Here is a 15,744-nt window from a genome sequence, read left to right as displayed (position 1 = left end):
CCTAGCATGGGCAGCATGGGATTCACGCGCGCCGAACTCGACTCCTACCGCGACTGCACGGTCTCGGACCTGCTGCCGGACCCCTTGCGGCTGCTGTTCGTGGGCATCAACCCCGGACTGTGGACGGCCGCCACGGGGGCGCACTTCGCCCGGCCGGGCAACCGCTTCTACCCGGCCCTGTACCGGGCGGGGATCACCGACACACTCATCCACGCGGCGGACGGCTACGACCCCGCGGACCTCGACCAGCTCATGAGTCGGGGGATAGGCATCAGCAATGTGTGTCCCCGGGCGACGGCCCGTGCGGACGAACTCACTCTGGACGAGTTTCACGAGGGGGCCCAACGGCTCGACGCCCTGATCCGCGAGAAGCGGCCAGCGGTGGTGGCGGTCCTCGGCATCACCGCGTACCGCGCTGCTTTCGACCGTCCCAAGGCCACCGCGGGTAAGCAGGAGTCCCCATGGTCCGGCACGGAGCTGTACGTGGCACCGAACCCCAGCGGCCTCAATGCGCACTCCTCGCTGGACAACCTCGCACAGACCTACGGCGAGATCGCCCGGGCGGCGGGGATCGCCGCCCACGTTCCCGAGGACTGAGGGGCCGCGGCAATCCTCCGCGCACCGCGGGGTCAGGACGGCGCGGGTTGGAACGACAGCCACGCCGGGGCAGAACAGCGGGGGGGCGGCAACCCCGCCAGGCAATCTTCTGCGAGTCAGTCCGCGCCGCCCGCTGTGTCCTGCAAGTCGAACACCCGCAGCCCAGCACGGGCGTCCCCGTGGGCCCCGTGGCCCCGCGCGAACTCGGCCCAGGCGCGCCGCAGCCGAGCGCCGTCGTAGAGCACCTGGGCCCACGTGTGGCCCTCCACGAGAGGTGTGTGCTCCCAGACCCCGTGGCCCGGGAAGAGCAGCGGGAGCTCCGAGATGTGTGCACCGGCCACGGGATTGCGGCCCACGCCCCACGAGAACTCGTACCGCGCGCCGATGCCGCCGGCGTGCGCGTGCCGACGGGCGAAGCGAACCGCACCCTCCCCGTAGATCCGCCGGGTGAACGGTGCCACGAGGAACCGGTCCACGCGGGCTCCGCCGCGAGGACTGTGCATCCGGCGCAGCAGCGGCGGGATGCGGGCTGTGAACAGCGCGGCCTCGCGGACGGTGTTGCCCACCAGGACCTCCACGCGGTCGGCGGCCTCGCGCCAGCGGGCGTCGAGCTCCGACTCCGGCGGCAGGGGCGCCTGGCCGTACTGGAGTCCGAACGGCATCTGCCCCTTGAGCCCGTACCGGGTGGCGGCCTTCGCCACCCGCTGCTGCATGGCCCGCACGGCGGGCAGCGGCGCATCCTTCGCCAGTGGTGCGGCCACGGATGCCATGAGGGCGTTCATCTTCGCCCGGCCGGGGAGCAGCCCGAACGGCGAGCTCTGGATGATGGCGCGGCGAAAGAGCCCGCGGGTGCCGTCCGCGATCATCAGGTGTGCGACGGCGTCGCCGCCCGCCGACTGGCCGAACGCCGTGACGTTGCCGGGGTCCCCGCCAAAGGCCTCGATGTTCTCCCGCGTCCAGCGCAGTGCGGCGATCAAGTCCAGCAGGCCGAGGTTCGCGGGGATGTCCTTCCCATCGCCGAGAAACCCCAGCAGCCCTAGACGGTACGTGACGCTCACGATGACCACCCGCTGCTCACTCACCAGCGCGGCGGGGTCGTAGAAGGGCGCGTCACCGGCACCGGCGGCATAGGAGCCACCGTGGATCCACACCATCACGGGCAGCCCGGCGTCCGGCGCTGTCCCGGCGGGCACCGTGACGGACACCCGCAGGCAGTCCTCGTCCTGGGGCAGGTCGCCAATGTTGCTGCCCACGATGTCGTCCAGGAACGGCATGGGCGGCTGGGGGCAGGCGGGTGCCGGATCGGTCGCGTGGATCACGTTGGTGGCCGGGGGCAGCGGTGTGGGGAGTCCATAGCGTTCGGCCCGTGCATACCGGATGCCGGTGGCACGGTCCACGGGCCCATCGTGGCGGCCGAGCACCGTGCCGCACGGGGCATTCCACCGGGGCGCCCGGGCAGCGTGCGCATTCTCGCCCTGGAGCTCTGAGGCAGGGATCGGTGGGAGCCGCTGCCCGGCGGGCTCAATCGCGGGAGGCTCAATCGCGGGAGGCTCAGCCACGGGAGTCGTCCAGCCACATGGTCATGCCCTTGGTCATCGGCGCAGGGTCCGTGAACCCGCGCCCGGCGTGCAGCGCCTGTCCGGGGCGGTCCGCCATGAGGCTCACGTACGCGCCCGGGGGCGTGGAGGTGCGGATGGTCTCCAGCAGCCGGTCCAGGACGGCGCCGCCGAGGCCCTGCCCCTGGTGCTCGGGCAGCACGGCCATGTCGATCACGTGGAAGTACCACCCGCCGTCGCCGATCACCCGGCCCATGCCCACGGTCTCTCCGGAGGCGTCGTGGCGCACGCGCAGCGCCGCCCACACCCCGTGGATCCCGGCTTCTGCCTGCTCCTCGGTCTTGGGGCTCATGCCGGTCTCCCGGCGCAGTCTCAGGTAGTCCGCCACGTCGGGCGGGCCATCCAGCAGGGTGTATCCGGGGTGCACGGTGGTCATGGCACCATCCTGGCCCACCCCGCCGACACGCATAAGCGTTCCGGCCGTGGGCTGCCGCGTCCGGTCCCTCGGGGCGGGCCCGCGTCACGCCGGGACACCGCTGGAGACCACCGTCAGGCCGCCCCCTATGCTGTACGGGGCGCCGAGCGGCGTGACCGGGAGGGGAGGGCGCACGGTGAGCTTCGAGGCGGACGTCGTCTTCGACGTCGTGGACCTGCTGGGTGTGCTGACCAACGGCATCCTGGGCGGAGTGGTGGCGCGGCAGCTGCGCATGGACCTCGTGGGGTTCACGGTGCTCGCGATCCTCTCCGGCCTGGGCGGGGGCATCCTGCGCGACACGCTGCTGCAGCAGGGTTTCCCCGTGGCGCTGACGAATCCGGCCTACCTCACGTCCTCGCTCGTGGGCGCGGTGCTCGCGTACCTCATGGTCTTCGGCAGCACGTGGACCTTCCGTGCCCTCTTCCTCGCGGACTGCCTCTCGGTGGGCTGCTGGGCCGCGACGGGCACGGTCAAGGCCCTCGGGGCCGGTCTCGCGTGGCCGCCCGCCATCCTGCTGGGCGTTGTCACCGCGGTGGGCGGCGGCATGATCCGCGACGTCGCCGTCGGCCGGCTCCCCGCGATCTTCGGCGGCAACACCCTCTACGCCACCAGCGCCCTGATCGCGAGCGCCCTCATGGCGCTGTTTGCGGGACTCGGCCACCCCACGTGGGGCATGGCCGGCGCGATCGTGGTGAGCGCCGCGGTCAGCATCTCCGCGCGGCGCTTCGGCTGGCGGCTGCCCGGCCCGGCGAACCTGAGCCCGAGCACCCTGCGCAAGCTGCGACGTCGTCCCCGACAGGGCAGGCACGCGCGCCGGCGGTGAGGAACGGTGCTCGCCGGGTGGCGACGACGACGCCGCGTGGCCGCCTTGCCCGCGACCGGACGCTCAGCGGATCAGGGACTTCCACCGCATGGCCGGCTTCTCCACGAGCGTCCATGAAAGCCACGCAAGCGGCAGTACGAGAAGGAGACAGAGCAGGCAGTACCCCCCAGTAGCCCAGCGTGGTGTGCACACCCAGCACCACGAGCAGCTGCTGCAGGGGAAAGACATAGATATAGGTGCCGCAGGACCGGTCCGTGCGAGAGCAGAGCCGGACCGGGAGCACGGCACCGAGCCACAGCAAGGCGTAGGCCAGAGGCAGAGCCGAGACGATGTCGCCGTACGGTACCTCCCAGCGTGAGGCCACTAGCGCGAGCCCGAGGGCGGGCACGCCCAGCCATGCGCTGAGGGGCACCGACGACCGGGCCGCCCACAGGATCATCCCCGCGAGGAAGAAACCGGCCAGGCGCAGGCCGTTGAGGTAACGGCTCGTGGTGACGTCCAGGGGACCGTGCGCCAGGACCGCCAGCACGAGCACCACCACGAGCACCCCCGCGAGCCAGGGCAGCGGGCGCCGTCTCACGATCCCGACCGAGAGGACGAGACCAGCGGCCAGGTACGCGACGCCCTCGAACCACAGGGTCCACAGGGAACCGTTCCAGACTCCCGGATACGGCACCCCGAGCAGCAGGTGCTCGATGCCCCACTGGTGGATGGAGAGGCTCGCATTGTGGAGGACGTAGTCCACGGCGCGGCCCGCGATCCAGGACTCCCCGCTCAGTCGTGCCGTCAGGGGAGCGACCAGGAACGCCGTCGTCAGCAGCGCCACCCAGAACGCGGGGTACAGGCGCAGCGCCCGCCGCCAAAGGAAGCTGAGGAACGAGGTGCGCACACGAGAACCGGCGATCAGGAAGCCGGAGATCGCGAAGAATCCGTTGACAGCCATGCCGCTGAGGTCGTGCCACCGCTGTTGCTCGAAACCGCCCAGTACCGCGCCGTGACCCACGACCACGAGGGCTGCCAGGGTCAGGCGGATGAAGTTCAGGGCGTTGTCATGCGTACCCAGCCGGTCACCGAGCACGCGCCGAGGCGGGAGGTGGGTGCCGGGGGATGCAATGGTCCGGACGGAACGCAGCCGCCGCGTGGGGGGATGGGGAGCCACCCGCGCAGAGTAGTGGAGCGGAGCCTGCTCTAGGGTGAGGACATGGCCCTCCCCAAGATCGTGCTCTTCTACGTCTTCACCCCGCTCGCTGACCCGGAGGCCGTGCGGCTGTGGCAGCTCACCCTCGCGCGGGCGTGCAACGTCACGGGCCGGATCATCGTCTCGGAGCAGGGCATCAACGCCACGGTGGGCGGGGACATCCAGGACGTGAAGGCATACGTGCGCGCACTGCGGGAGTACGCCCCGTTCAAGCACGCGGACGTCAAGTGGTCGGACGGAGTGGGCAACGACTTCCCGCGGCTCAGCGTGAAGGTCCGCCCGGAGCTGGTGACCTTCAACGCCCCGGACACTGTCACCGTCACCGCGAACGGCGTGGTGGGTGGCGGCACGCACCTGTCCCCGCGCGAGGTGAACGAACTCGTGGCGCAGCGTGACGACGTCGTCTTCTTCGACGGCCGCAACGAGCTGGAGGCGCGCATCGGCAGGTTTCGGGATGCCGTCGTGCCCCAGACCGGGACCACCCGGGACTTCGTGGCCGAGCTGGACTCCGGCGCCTACGACCACCTCAAGGACAGGCCGGTGGTCACCTACTGCACCGGCGGGATCCGCTGCGAGGTGCTGAGCGTGCTGCTGCGCAACCGCGGTTTCCGGGACGTCTACCAGCTGGACGGCGGCATCGTCCGCTACGGCGAGGCCTACGGCAACGAGGGGCTGTGGGACGGTTCCCTCTACGTCTTCGACAGGCGCATGCACGTGGAGTTCTCCCCGGACGCCCGCTCCCTGGGTCGCTGCGCGCAGTGCCACGAGCCCACGCCGCGCTACGTCAACTGCGCCGATCCGCAGTGCCGCCGCCAGTTCCTGTGCTGCGAGTCGTGCACGGCCTCCGGTGCCCGCACCCGCTGCCCGCAGTGCGTGCCCGTCCCCGCGTGAGCCGCGCCCACCGACCCTGACAGGAGCCACATGGACAACCCACAGCCCACCGTCACCGACGCTCGGGTCCTCACGCTGCGCACGGGTGAGGTGCGTCGGCAGCACTGGGGCGGTCGTGACATCAGCACGGCGATCGAGAAGACCGAGCACCAGGGCCGCGTCTTCGTGAGCGGGTCCGGATTCATCGGGGACGAGCAGGGAGATCTCGTGCACCACGGCGGCCTGGAGAAGGCCGTGTGCTGCTACCCGGCCGAGCACTACGATGCGTGGCGCTGCGAGGGGCGTGACCTGGGGCCCGGCGCGTTCGGGGAGAACCTCACGCTGCGGGGCGCCACGGAGGACCGTGTGCACCTGGGCGACGTCTTCCAGGTGGGCACGGCGCTCGTGCAGGTGACGCAGCCTCGCACGCCGTGCAACACGCTGTCCCGGCGCTGGGCCGACGCCGAGCTTCCCCGTGACATGGAACGCCTCGGCCGGACGGGCTTCTACCTCCGTGTGCGGCGCGAGGGCCACGTCCGCGCCGGGGACGCGTTCGAGTTCGTGAGCCGGCCGTCCGGCGCGGTGTCCGTGGCCGACGTCGTGCGCGTCATGGCCGCGGGCGTCACCGACCGGGACGCGCTGCGGGCCTTGACCCGCGCCCCCGAGTTCCCTGAGCGGTGGCGCCGTCAGATCCTGCGGCGGCTGGGGGAGCAGAGCCTGCTCTGACCGGGGTGGCCGCCGCCGGCGGTCCAGAGGCGCGGCACGTTCTGGGCCGGGCCCGCCCTGGGGCCCGCGGCCCGGCAGGAGCGCGACGACGCCGCTCGCGCCGTGGCGTCCGGGCCGCGCGATACCCTCGGGGCGCCACGATGTCGTGATCCCGCCCTGCCGAGCCCGGCCCGGACCCGGGGGCCGCACGCTGAGAACCGAGAGAAGGGCACACCCATGAGCGAGACCCCTGAGCGGCTGCTGCCACACCCTCTGACCGGTCAGCTGTTCGCGTCGCCCGTGCCGCCCGGGACAGGATGGCCCGAGGACCCCGCCGCGCCGGACACCCCCGTGGCGCACACCGCGCGGCAGGTCCGCGAGCTCGCGGCGACCGCCCAGGACGTGGACCAGCTCAACGCCCTGTGCAGCGTGTGCAGCGCGTGCGAGCGGCTGGTCGAGTGGCGGGAGGACGTGGCCGAGCGCAAGCGCGCCTCCTTCGCCGGTGAGCCCTACTGGGGCAGGCCCGTGCCGTCCTATGGGGATCCGCACGCGCGGTTCGCCGTCGTCGGGCTTGCCCCCGCGGCGAACGGGGGCAACCGCACGGGCCGCATGTTCACCGGCGACCGCTCCGGGGACTGGGTCTACGCGGCCCTCCACCGGGCGGGTTACGCCGAGCACGAGACCGTCTCCACCGCCGGGGACGGCCAGGCGCTGCACGGCGTCCGCATGATCGCCCCGGTGCGCTGCGCACCACCGGCCAACAAACCCACCCCGGAAGAGAAGGCCACCTGCAGCGGCTGGTTCGACCGCGAGATCGAGCTGCTGCCGGAGCTGCGCGGCATGCTGGCCCTCGGCGGCATCGCGTGGCAGACGGTCCTCGCGGCCACCGCCCGCATGGGCTGGGAGGTTCCCCGGCCCAGACCCAAGTTCGGCCACGGCGCGGTCGCGTGGCTGCGCACCCCGGACGGGCGGGACATCCGGCTCGTGGGCTGCTACCACGTGAGCCAGCGCAACACCTTCACGGGCCTGCTGACCGAGCAGATGCTCGACGACGCCCTGGCACTGGCCGCGGCGCCCGTCGAGTGAGTGCCCACGCCCCGCAGGATGCGCTCCCAGCCCACGCCGGAGGAGCGGCCCGGTGCACGGGCCCGAGGCTGCTCTGGCTGCGGGATCCGCCATTGATGCCGTCCCCCGGGCTTGCACGGCTTGCACACTGAGCCCTCGTACCGCTGGCGGTAGGCTCGTCCACCATGAACGTATGTCCCTGCGGAGGTCTCCCGGCCGGTGCGTCCCTGCCCGAGTGCTGCGGCCCGGCGCTCGCGAACGAGGTGTGGCCAGCCACGGCGGAGACGCTGATGCGCTCGCGGTACACGGCGTTCGCCACCGGCGCGGAGGACCACCTGTTCCGCACGTGGCATCCCCGGACCCGCCCTACGGACACGTCCGTTGACCCGGAGACCCGCTGGACGGGGCTGGCCGTGGAGCGGGTGGTGGATGGCGGCGCAGAGGACGACCACGGCGTCGTCGAGTTCACCGCGTCCTACGTGAGCAACGGCGAGCCGGGCCGCCTGCACGAGGTCTCCGAGTTCACCAGGCGCGCGAAGCGCTGGATGTACGTGGGCCCCGCGTCCGAGTGATTCCCACGTGGCCGCTGGGCGTCGAACCTCGGGGCACGAGATGCCCGGCCGCGGCTCGCGTCACGTAGCGCGGCCGCGTTCTCACGGGCTGGCCGGGCCCTCCGAGCGGGGGAGCGGCAGTAGGGTGGCCGCATGAACATCGAGATCCGCAAGGGTGACATCACGAAGGTCCACACGGACGCGATCGTCAACGCCGCGAACTCCAAGCTCCTCGGGGGCGGAGGCGTGGACGGTGCGATTCACCGAGCCGCCGGGAAGCAGCTGCTGGCCGAGTGCAGGCGGTTGCGCGAGACCACGCTGCAGGACGGTTTGCCGGCCGGTCAGGCCGTGGCCACGGACGGCTACGACCTCCCCGCCCGCTGGGTGATCCACACGGTGGGCCCGGTGTACGCGAAGACGAAGGACAAGAGCGACATCCTGGCGTCGTGCTACCGCGAGTCGCTGCGCGTGGCGGACGAGCTCGGGGCAAAGTCGGTCGCCTTCCCCGCGATCTCCGCGGGCATCTACGGCTGGCCCATGGACAGTGCCACGCGAATCGCCGTGGACACGGTCCTGGCCTCGGACACGCAGGTGGGCACGGTCGTGTTCGTCCCGTTCTCGGAGGACGCGGAAGGGGCCTTTCAGGAGGCGTTGAGGACGTCGAGAGACGCGTAACACTGCCGGAACCTCTGCACTGACGGAGCAAATGCAGAAAACCGCGCCAAAGTCTGCGCCTGCTCCGCAGTTGCAGCCCCGGCCCTCAGACCAGGCCCAGCTCCGTCACCGCCGCGCGCTCCGTCTCCAGCTCGGCCACGGACGCGTCGATGCGCGTCCGCGAGAACTCGGAGATCTCCAGCCCCTGCACGATCGACCAGTCCCCGCCGGAGGTGGTCACGGGGAAGGAGCTGATGAGCCCCTCGGGCACGCCGTAGGAGCCGTCGGAGACCACCGCCATGGAGGTCCAGTCCCCGCGGGGGTTGCCGAGCATGAGGTCCCGGGCATGGTCGATGGTGGCGCTCGCGGCGGATGCGGCGGACGACGCTCCGCGGGCCTGCAGGATGGCCGCACCGCGGTGGGCCACGGTGGGGATGAACGTGTCCGTGACCCAGTCCCGGGAGACCAGTTCGGTGGCCGGGCGACCGGCCACCGTGGCGTGGTCGAGGTCTGGGTACTGGGTGGCGGAGTGGTTGCCCCACACGCTCAGGTGCTTGACGTCGTTCACGGACGCGCCGGTCTTCTCCGCCAGCATGGCCACACCCCGGTTGTGGTCCAGCCGGGTCAGGGCACTGAAACGTGAGGCGGGGATGTCCGGTGCGTTGCGCTGCGCGATCAGGGCGTTGGTGTTGGCCGGGTTGCCCGTGACCACCACCCGGACGTCGTCGTGGGCGGCGTCGTTCAGGGCGCGGCCCTGCTGCGTGAAGATCGCACCGTTGGCCTCCAGCAGGTCACCACGTTCCATGCCCTTGGCGCGGGGCCGGGCGCCCACGAGCAGGGCGAGCTGCGCACCGTCGAAGACCTCGTGGGGGTCGGATCCGATCTCCACGTCCTGCAGCAGCGGGAACGCGCAGTCCTGCAGCTCCATCACGGTGCCCTCCAGGGCGGGCAGTGCGGAGGGGATCTCCAGCAGCCGCAGCCGCACGGGCCGCTCCCGTCCCAGCAGGTCGCCGTTGGCGATCCGGAAGAGCAGGCTGTAGCCGATCTGACCGGCGGCCCCGGTCACGGCAACGGTCATGGGGTTGAGGCTCACGATGCTTCCTCCTGGGATGCGCAGTGCCTGTGGGGTGCGTGACGGGGACGTCCGTGGAATCGAGGCTATCAGCGGGCCCGGTTCAGCGCACGGCGTAAGCACCTGTCGAGGCCCTGGGTGGCGCACCAGAATGAAGCCATGACTACCACCGCATTCCAAGGAACCCCCGTCCACACCGTTGGCGAGCTGCCCTCCGAGGGCGAGGCCGCCCCCTCGTTCGAGCTGGTGAACACGGACCTCGCGCCGGTCACCTCGGACGAGTTCACGGGCCGCCGCGTGGTGCTGAACATCTTCCCGTCCGTGGACACCAGCGTGTGCGCCCAGTCCGTGCGTGAGTTCAACAAGCGCGCCTCCGCCCTGCAGGACACCACCGTGGTCTGCGTCTCCAAGGACCTCCCGTTCGCGCTGGGCCGCTTCTGCGGTGCCGAGGGGATCGAGAACGTGGTCACCGCCTCCGCCTTCCGCTCCGCGTTCGGCGAGGACTTCGGCGTCACCATGACCGACGGCCCGCTGGAGGGCCTGCTCGCCCGCTCGGTCGTGGTGGTGGACGAGAACGGCACCGTGGTCCACTCGCAGCTGGTCCCGGAGATCTCCGAGGAGCCGGACTACGACGCGGCTGTGGCCATCCTGTCCTGACGCGCCCGTGAGCGCGGGGCCAGGTCACGCCAGGACCCCGTTGCGAACGAAGAGCGTCATGGTCAAGCGCTGGCCGAACGGACGGTGCCTTGTACAAACGCCGCAGTGAACGAACGCCGCCGTGTCCCCGGGAAGGGGACGCGGCGGCGTTGTCGTGCCAGGAGCGCCGTCCCGATGCTGCCCGTGGTGCGCGGCGCTCCCGGAGAAGCGCCGCGCACCCCGAGCGGAACCAGGCCGCGCGGATCCGCCCGGTCGGCTCAGGCGGAGAGTGAGTCCATGATCCGGTTCAGCGTGGCGGAGGGACGCATGACGCCCGAGACCAGTTCAGGCTTGGGCCAGTAGTAGCCGCCCAGGTTCACCGGGGAACCCTGCACACCGAGCAGCTCGGCGTTGATGGCGTCCTCGTTGGCGCGCAGCTCGGAGGCGACCTTCTGGAATGCCTGGGCGAGCTCGGCGTCCTCCGTCTGCTGGGCCAGCTCCTCGGCCCAGTACAGAGCCAGGTAGAAGTGCGAGCCGCGGTTGTCGAGTTCGTGGACCTTGCGGGACGGGGACTTGTTCTCGTCCAGGAACGTGCCGGTGGCCCGGTCCAGGGTGTCCGCGAGGACCTGCGCCTTGGCGTTGTCGTAGCGCGTGGCGAGGTGCTCGAAGGACGCCGCCAGTGCCAGGAACTCACCGAGGGAGTCCCACCGGAGGTGGTTCTCCTCCAGGAGCTGCTGCACGTGCTTGGGCGCGGAGCCACCGGCACCGGTCTCGAACAGGCCGCCGCCGTTCATCAGCGGGACGATCGAGAGCATCTTCGCGGACGTGCCCAGCTCCAGGATGGGGAACAGGTCCGTGAGGTAGTCGCGCAGCACGTTGCCGGTCACGGAGATGGTGTCCTCACCGCGGCGCAGGCGCTCGATGGTGAACGCGGTGGCGTCCACGGGGGAGAGGATGCGGATGTCCAGCCCGTCCGTGTTCTCGTCCGCGAGGTAGGTGTTGACCTTCTCGATGAGGTTGCGGTCGTGGGCGCGGGTCTCGTCCAACCAGAACACGGCGGGCATCCCGGACTCGCGGGAGCGCCGCGCGGCCAGCTGCACCCAGTCCTTGATAGGGGCGTCCTTGGCCTGGCAGGCGCGCCAGATGTCACCCGGCTGGACCTCGTGGGACATCAGCACCTCACCGGCGGAGTTGACCACCTGAACGGTGCCGGCCTCGGGGATCTCGAAGGTCTTGTCGTGGGAGCCGTACTCCTCGGCCTTCTGCGCCATCAGGCCCACGTTCGGGACGGTGCCCATGGTGGTGGGATCGTACGCACCGTTCTCTCGGCAGTCGTCGATGACCGTCTGGTACACACCGGCGTAGGAGGAGTCCGGCAGCACGGCCAGGGTGTCCTTCTGCTCGCCCTCGCGGCCCCACATCTGCCCGGAGGTGCGGATCATCGCGGGCATGGACGCGTCCACGATCACGTCCGAGGGCACGTGCAGGTTCGTGACGCCCTTGTCCGAGTTCACGTAGGCGAGCTCGGGCCCGTTGTCGATGGCCTCCTGGAACGCGGCGGCGATCTCCTCGCCGTTCTCCAGCTGGGAGACCCCGGAGAGGATCGCGGCCAGGCCGTCGTTGGGGGACAGACCCGCCTTCTCGAGGTCCGTGCCGTAGCGCTGCAGGACGTCCTTGAAGAACGCCTTGACCACGTGGCCGAAGATGATGGGGTCCGAGACTTTCATCATGGTGGCCTTCAGGTGCGCCGAGAAGAGGATGCCCTCCTCCTTGGCGCGGGCCACCTGCTCCTCGAGGAACGCGTCCAGCGCGGCGGCGCTCATGAACGTGGCGTCCACGACCTCACCGGCGAGCACGGGCACGGACTGCTTGAGCACCGTGGTGCCGTGGTCCGTGACGTGCTGGATGGTGAGGGTGTCCTCCGCCGGCATCACCACGGACTGCTCGTTGGTGCGGAAGTCGTCGTGGCCCAGGGTGGCCACGTTGGTCTTCGAGTCCCTGGACCAGGCGCCCATGGTGTGCGGGTGCTTCTTGGCGTACTCCTTGACGGCCTTCGGCGCGCGGCGGTCCGAGTTGCCCTCCCGCAGCACGGGGTTCACGGCGGAGCCCTTGACGCGGTCGTAGCGCGCGCGGATCTCCTTTGCCTCGTCCGAGGAGGCGTCCTCCGGGTAGTCCGGGAGGTCGTAGCCGTCCGCCTGCAGCTCCTTGATGGTGGCCTTCAGCTGCGGGATGGACGCGGAGATGTTGGGAAGCTTCACGATGTTGGCTTCCGGGGTCTTGGCAAGCTCCCCCAGCTCGGCCAGGGTGTCCGGGACGCGCTGCTCATCCGTGAGCCGGTCCGGGAACTGGGCCAGGACGCGGGCGGCAAGGGAGATGTCCCGGGTCTCCACCTCCACACCGGCGGTCGACGCGAAGGCCTCCACCATGGGCTTGAACGAGTACGTGGCCAACATGGGTGCTTCGTCGGTCTCGGTGTAGATGATCTTGGGCATGAGCAATGACTCCTTGCATTGACGGTCACCGGGCTACCCTCCAGCCTACCCGCTGCGGGGGCGGCGCAGGCGGGCCCTGCGGGCCAAAAGCCCCGTCCCCGCGCGGATTTCCGGCCGTGGTCACCTGCGCCCACGGTGCCGGGGAGACCTCCGTCACGTGCCCTGCGTCCAGGGCCGTGGAGGGCCCATGGAGGGCGGGCGGCGGGGACGACGACGGCGCGCGGCACCCCGCGAGAGGTGGCCGCGCGCCGTCGTGGGCTCTGGGGGCGGGGGATCAGTCGGACACGGCCGTGCGGATCCGCTGCCGCTCCTTCTCGAGCTTGCGCAGGCGGTGCCCGAGCGTGAAGATCCGCACCGATCCCACGAGCGCCATGATGAGGGCGCCGGCGATGGCAGAGAACAGCATGGCCACGCCCAGCGGCAGGCTGAACTCCCAGGCCATGTACTCGAAGCGGGTGCTCACGTTGTTCTGGATGATGAACACGAGCAGCAGGATCAGCACGACCACCCCGAGGATCAGAGCGGCCCACACCGTGCCCGAGACCCCCCGCTTGGCGGGCTTGTCGAGGGCCGGGTCCACGGGGGCCTGCTGGCCCGTGGCGTGTGCCGACTCCGAGGTGCGGGGCGGTTCGGAGGGGCGGGGCTCGACGTCGTCGGCCGCGGTGGTCCGGGGGGCNCTCGACGTCGTCGGCCGCGGTGGTCCGGGGGGCGCTCGCACGTTCCTCGGCCACGGGCGACGGCGCCGCCCGGCCGGCTCCCGCGCGCTGCTCGCCGGGGGCGGGGGAGCCGAGCGGCTCGCCCGCCGGACCCCGGGTGCCGCGCGGGCGCGCGGCGTCGTCCCCGCCCGGCTCGCGTGCGGCGGTGGTGCGGTCGTGCGGTGTGGTGCTCACTGGGGGCCTCCCGGGACGGTGACGGTCTTGCGTGGTGGCACCAGGGTAGGCCAGCGGCGACGGTGCGGGGAGCCGTTTTCCTGGATGCGCGACACGCACGGGATGCCGACACGCCCACAACACGCTGACACTTTGACACGAATCAGGTTATCCACGGGTAACCTCTCGTTCACTGTGAGACGCACCACGGTCATGGGTGAAGCCAGCCACGGCCGGGGAATCCATCAGCGGGGGTGCAACGCACATTCCATGGACACCACATCGGGAGGAACCGACATGGGAAATCACACCTTCAAGGGCAAGGCTGCCCTCTCCGTGGCGGCGATCGCCGCTCTGACGCTCACCGGCTGCGCCAGTGTGGGCGGCGGCGGGGACGACAAGGCTAGCGGTGACAGCAGCGCAGCGGGCCAGGACGGCGGCGTCGTGACCGTGGCCGAGACCAACAAGTTCTCGGGCGCGAACCCCGGCTACACCAAGACGAACCTGGACATCAACGGCCACGTGGCGGAGATGACCCGCGAAGGGTTCACCACGGTGGACCCGGAGCAGAAGATCCACCCCAACGAGGGCTTCGGCACGTACAAGAAGACCTCGGACGACCCCCTGACGGTCGAGTACACGCTCAAGGACCCGCAGTGGTCGGACGGCAACAAGATCGACAAGGCCGACCTCATGCTGTGGTGGAGCGAACTCTCCGGCTACGCGAACGACTCCAGCGAGGACGGCAAGACCGGCAAGGACTACTTCTCGATCGCCGGCTCCACGGACATCCTGGGCTCCACGGAGATGCCCACGTTCTCCGAGGACGGCAAGACCATGACCGTCACGTGGGGCAAGCAGAACGCGGACTGGGAGATCGCCTTCGACGAAAACTCCCTGATGCCCGCGCACGTGGTGGCCAAGAAGGCCGGGATGTCCGAGGACGAGCTGCTCAAGGTGCTGGAGAACCAGAAGAAGGGGGACTCCAAGAGCCCGCAGAAGCAGCCCGAGCTGGAGAAGATCGGCAAGGCCTGGGACACCTCCTTCAACTTCACGTCCACCCCGGACGACAAGGACGTCCTCGTGGCCAACGGTCCGTACACGATCGACACCGTGGTGGAGAACAACTCCGTCACGCTGAAGAAGAACGAGAACTACAAGGGCGAGCACCAGGGCAAGCTGGACGAGATCACCCTGCGCACCATCGGCGACGCCACGGCTCAGATCCAGGCGCTGCGCAACGGCGAAGTGGACATCATGCAGCCGAACAACGTCAACAAGGACACGATGGACCAGGTCAAGCAGATCGAGAACGTGAACGTGCAGCAGGGCGACCAGCTCGCGTACGACCACGTGGACCTGAACTTCGGCTCGGACACCTTCAAGGACAAGGAGACCCGCGAGGCGTTCCTGAAGACCATCCCGCGCCAGCAGATCCTCGACCAGCTGGTCAAGCCGGTCAAGGAGGACGCCGAGGTGCTCAACTCGCAGATGTTCGTTTCCAGCCAGGGCGATGCCTACACGAAGGCCGTGGAGAAGAACGACGCCAAGAAGCTCTACGGGGACGTGGACATCGACGGCGCCAAGAAGCTGCTCGACGGCAAGACGCCCACGGTGCGGATCCTCTACAACAACGGCAATCCGCAGCGCGTGGACACCTTCCAGCTGATCAAGGAGTCCGCGGAGAAGGCCGGGTTCAAGGTCGAGGACCTGGGCGACCCGAACTGGTCCGAGAAGCTCTCCGACGGCGACTATGACGCGTCCCTGTACGGCTGGGTCTCCCCGGGCGTGGGCACCGAGATGCTCTCGCAGATCTTCAAGACCGGCGGCGGCGGCAACTACAACAAGTACTCGAACGCGGACGTGGACAAGCTCGTGGACGAGGCCCGCGCCAACCTGGACGAGTCCTCGCGCAACGACCAGATCGCTGAGGTGGACAAGCACACCTTCGAGGACGCCTACGGCCTCCCGCTCTTCCAGTCCGTGGGCTACGTGGCCACCTCGGACAAGATCGCCGGCGTGGACAAGTACCAGCCGAACCTGACCGGCGTGTTCTGGAACGTCTCCGAGTGGAGCCGCAAGTAGGGCGGCAGAGCCCCGACGACCGGGTCAACCCCTTCACGAGCACTGCGTGGGCGCGGGATCCCCGCGTCTGCGCAGTGCCGTGACCACCACTCGTCC

The 15,744-nt window shown here is 70.2% G+C and carries 15 protein-coding genes; 9 read left to right on the top strand and 6 right to left on the bottom strand.

The genetic code is table 11. From position 1 onward, the window contains the following. Nucleotides 1-15 precede the first annotated feature (15 nt). Entirely contained in the window at nucleotides 16-597 is a 582-nt protein-coding gene (locus tag ABD264_RS04020) for a mismatch-specific DNA-glycosylase (RefSeq protein ID WP_344204426.1), read from the top strand. 116 nt (nucleotides 598-713) lie between these two features. On the opposite strand, the gene ABD264_RS04015 is transcribed toward ABD264_RS04020, so the two are convergent. After that, nucleotides 714-2,093 (bottom strand): carboxylesterase family protein, encoded by a 1,380-nt coding sequence (locus tag ABD264_RS04015; protein WP_144942197.1) that lies wholly within the window; start codon nucleotides 2,091-2,093, stop codon nucleotides 714-716. Nucleotides 2,094-2,148: 55 nt separating this feature from the next. Continuing rightward, on the bottom strand, nucleotides 2,149-2,589 hold the full coding sequence (locus ABD264_RS04010; RefSeq protein WP_344204423.1) for a GNAT family N-acetyltransferase: 441 nt from the start codon (nucleotides 2,587-2,589) through the stop codon (nucleotides 2,149-2,151). A 175-nt stretch (nucleotides 2,590-2,764) separates the two neighbouring features. Here ABD264_RS04010 and ABD264_RS04005 point away from each other — a divergent pair, with 175 nt between their 5' ends. Beyond that, nucleotides 2,765-3,451 carry a trimeric intracellular cation channel family protein gene (locus tag ABD264_RS04005; RefSeq protein WP_144941987.1) on the top strand — a complete coding sequence of 229 codons (687 nt, stop codon included), beginning with the start codon at nucleotides 2,765-2,767 and terminating at the stop codon, nucleotides 3,449-3,451. Here the strand turns inward: ABD264_RS04005 and ABD264_RS04000 are convergent. Beyond that, entirely contained in the window at nucleotides 3,333-4,610 is a 1,278-nt protein-coding gene (locus ABD264_RS04000) for an acyltransferase family protein (RefSeq protein ID WP_344204419.1), read from the bottom strand. The two genes, ABD264_RS04005 and ABD264_RS04000, sit on opposite strands and share 119 nt — an antisense overlap. Before the next feature lie 42 nt (nucleotides 4,611-4,652). On the opposite strand from ABD264_RS04000, the gene trhO reads away from it, so the two are divergent. The 5 genes from trhO to ABD264_RS03975 all read left to right on the top strand — a co-directional run bounded on the left by trhO (nucleotide 4,653) and on the right by ABD264_RS03975 (nucleotide 8,515). After that, complete coding sequence (trhO, locus tag ABD264_RS03995; protein WP_145009640.1) at nucleotides 4,653-5,540, top strand: oxygen-dependent tRNA uridine(34) hydroxylase TrhO; 888 nt, start codon at nucleotides 4,653-4,655, stop codon at nucleotides 5,538-5,540. Nucleotides 5,541-5,570: 30 nt separating this feature from the next. After that, nucleotides 5,571-6,245, top strand: coding sequence for an MOSC domain-containing protein (locus ABD264_RS03990; RefSeq protein ID WP_145009637.1), 675 nt, complete (start codon nucleotides 5,571-5,573; stop codon nucleotides 6,243-6,245). A gap of 216 nt (nucleotides 6,246-6,461) precedes the next feature. Beyond that, nucleotides 6,462-7,310: a uracil-DNA glycosylase gene (locus ABD264_RS03985; RefSeq protein WP_144941996.1), complete on the top strand. Its 849-nt coding sequence runs from the start codon at nucleotides 6,462-6,464 to the stop codon at nucleotides 7,308-7,310. A 164-nt stretch (nucleotides 7,311-7,474) separates the two neighbouring features. Then, the gene (locus ABD264_RS03980) at nucleotides 7,475-7,861 is read left to right on the top strand and encodes a YchJ family protein (protein WP_144941998.1); all 387 of its coding nucleotides are present in this window, start codon (nucleotides 7,475-7,477) and stop codon (nucleotides 7,859-7,861) included. A gap of 132 nt (nucleotides 7,862-7,993) precedes the next feature. Next, a complete protein-coding gene (locus ABD264_RS03975; RefSeq protein WP_344204411.1) occupies nucleotides 7,994-8,515 on the top strand; it encodes an O-acetyl-ADP-ribose deacetylase in 522 nt (173 codons plus the stop codon). A gap of 85 nt (nucleotides 8,516-8,600) precedes the next feature. Here ABD264_RS03975 and ABD264_RS03970 read toward each other — a convergent pair whose 3' ends face one another. After that, nucleotides 8,601-9,572 carry a malate dehydrogenase gene (locus ABD264_RS03970; protein WP_222126482.1) on the bottom strand — a complete coding sequence of 324 codons (972 nt, stop codon included), beginning with the start codon at nucleotides 9,570-9,572 and terminating at the stop codon, nucleotides 8,601-8,603. 153 nt (nucleotides 9,573-9,725) lie between these two features. On the opposite strand from ABD264_RS03970, the gene tpx reads away from it, so the two are divergent. After that, nucleotides 9,726-10,223: a thiol peroxidase gene (gene tpx, locus ABD264_RS03965; RefSeq protein ID WP_145009628.1), complete on the top strand. Its 498-nt coding sequence runs from the start codon at nucleotides 9,726-9,728 to the stop codon at nucleotides 10,221-10,223. 257 nt (nucleotides 10,224-10,480) lie between these two features. On the opposite strand, the gene ABD264_RS03960 is transcribed toward tpx, so the two are convergent. Beyond that, nucleotides 10,481-12,694 carry an NADP-dependent isocitrate dehydrogenase gene (locus ABD264_RS03960; protein ID WP_144942006.1) on the bottom strand — a complete coding sequence of 738 codons (2,214 nt, stop codon included), beginning with the start codon at nucleotides 12,692-12,694 and terminating at the stop codon, nucleotides 10,481-10,483. A 274-nt stretch (nucleotides 12,695-12,968) separates the two neighbouring features. Next, the gene (locus tag ABD264_RS03955) at nucleotides 12,969-13,274 is read right to left on the bottom strand and encodes a LapA family protein (protein ID WP_344204406.1); all 306 of its coding nucleotides are present in this window, start codon (nucleotides 13,272-13,274) and stop codon (nucleotides 12,969-12,971) included. A gap of 586 nt (nucleotides 13,275-13,860) precedes the next feature. On the opposite strand from ABD264_RS03955, the gene ABD264_RS03950 reads away from it, so the two are divergent. Continuing rightward, nucleotides 13,861-15,648, top strand: coding sequence for an ABC transporter family substrate-binding protein (locus ABD264_RS03950; RefSeq protein WP_344204403.1), 1,788 nt, complete (start codon nucleotides 13,861-13,863; stop codon nucleotides 15,646-15,648). Nucleotides 15,649-15,744: the final 96 nt, after the last annotated feature.

It is taken from the genome of Kocuria salsicia, assembly GCF_039532055.1.
Lineage (GTDB): Bacteria > Actinomycetota > Actinomycetes > Actinomycetales > Micrococcaceae > Kocuria > Kocuria salsicia.
This window is presented reverse-complemented; position numbering and strand designations above follow the sequence as displayed.

Coding starts and splice junctions, on each gene's coding strand:
- ABD264_RS04020 (WP_344204426.1), top strand. CDS start 16: ATGGGATTCACGCGCGCCGAACTCGACTCCTACCGCGACTGCACGGTC.
- ABD264_RS04010 (WP_344204423.1), bottom strand. CDS start 2,589: ATGACCACCGTGCACCCCGGATACACCCTGCTGGATGGCCCGCCCGAC.
- trhO (WP_145009640.1), top strand. CDS start 4,653: ATGGCCCTCCCCAAGATCGTGCTCTTCTACGTCTTCACCCCGCTCGCT.
- ABD264_RS03990 (WP_145009637.1), top strand. CDS start 5,571: ATGGACAACCCACAGCCCACCGTCACCGACGCTCGGGTCCTCACGCTG.
- ABD264_RS03985 (WP_144941996.1), top strand. CDS start 6,462: ATGAGCGAGACCCCTGAGCGGCTGCTGCCACACCCTCTGACCGGTCAG.
- ABD264_RS03980 (WP_144941998.1), top strand. CDS start 7,475: ATGAACGTATGTCCCTGCGGAGGTCTCCCGGCCGGTGCGTCCCTGCCC.
- ABD264_RS03975 (WP_344204411.1), top strand. CDS start 7,994: ATGAACATCGAGATCCGCAAGGGTGACATCACGAAGGTCCACACGGAC.
- ABD264_RS03970 (WP_222126482.1), bottom strand. CDS start 9,572: ATGACCGTTGCCGTGACCGGGGCCGCCGGTCAGATCGGCTACAGCCTG.
- tpx (WP_145009628.1), top strand. CDS start 9,726: ATGACTACCACCGCATTCCAAGGAACCCCCGTCCACACCGTTGGCGAG.
- ABD264_RS03960 (WP_144942006.1), bottom strand. CDS start 12,694: ATGCCCAAGATCATCTACACCGAGACCGACGAAGCACCCATGTTGGCC.
- ABD264_RS03950 (WP_344204403.1), top strand. CDS start 13,861: ATGGGAAATCACACCTTCAAGGGCAAGGCTGCCCTCTCCGTGGCGGCG.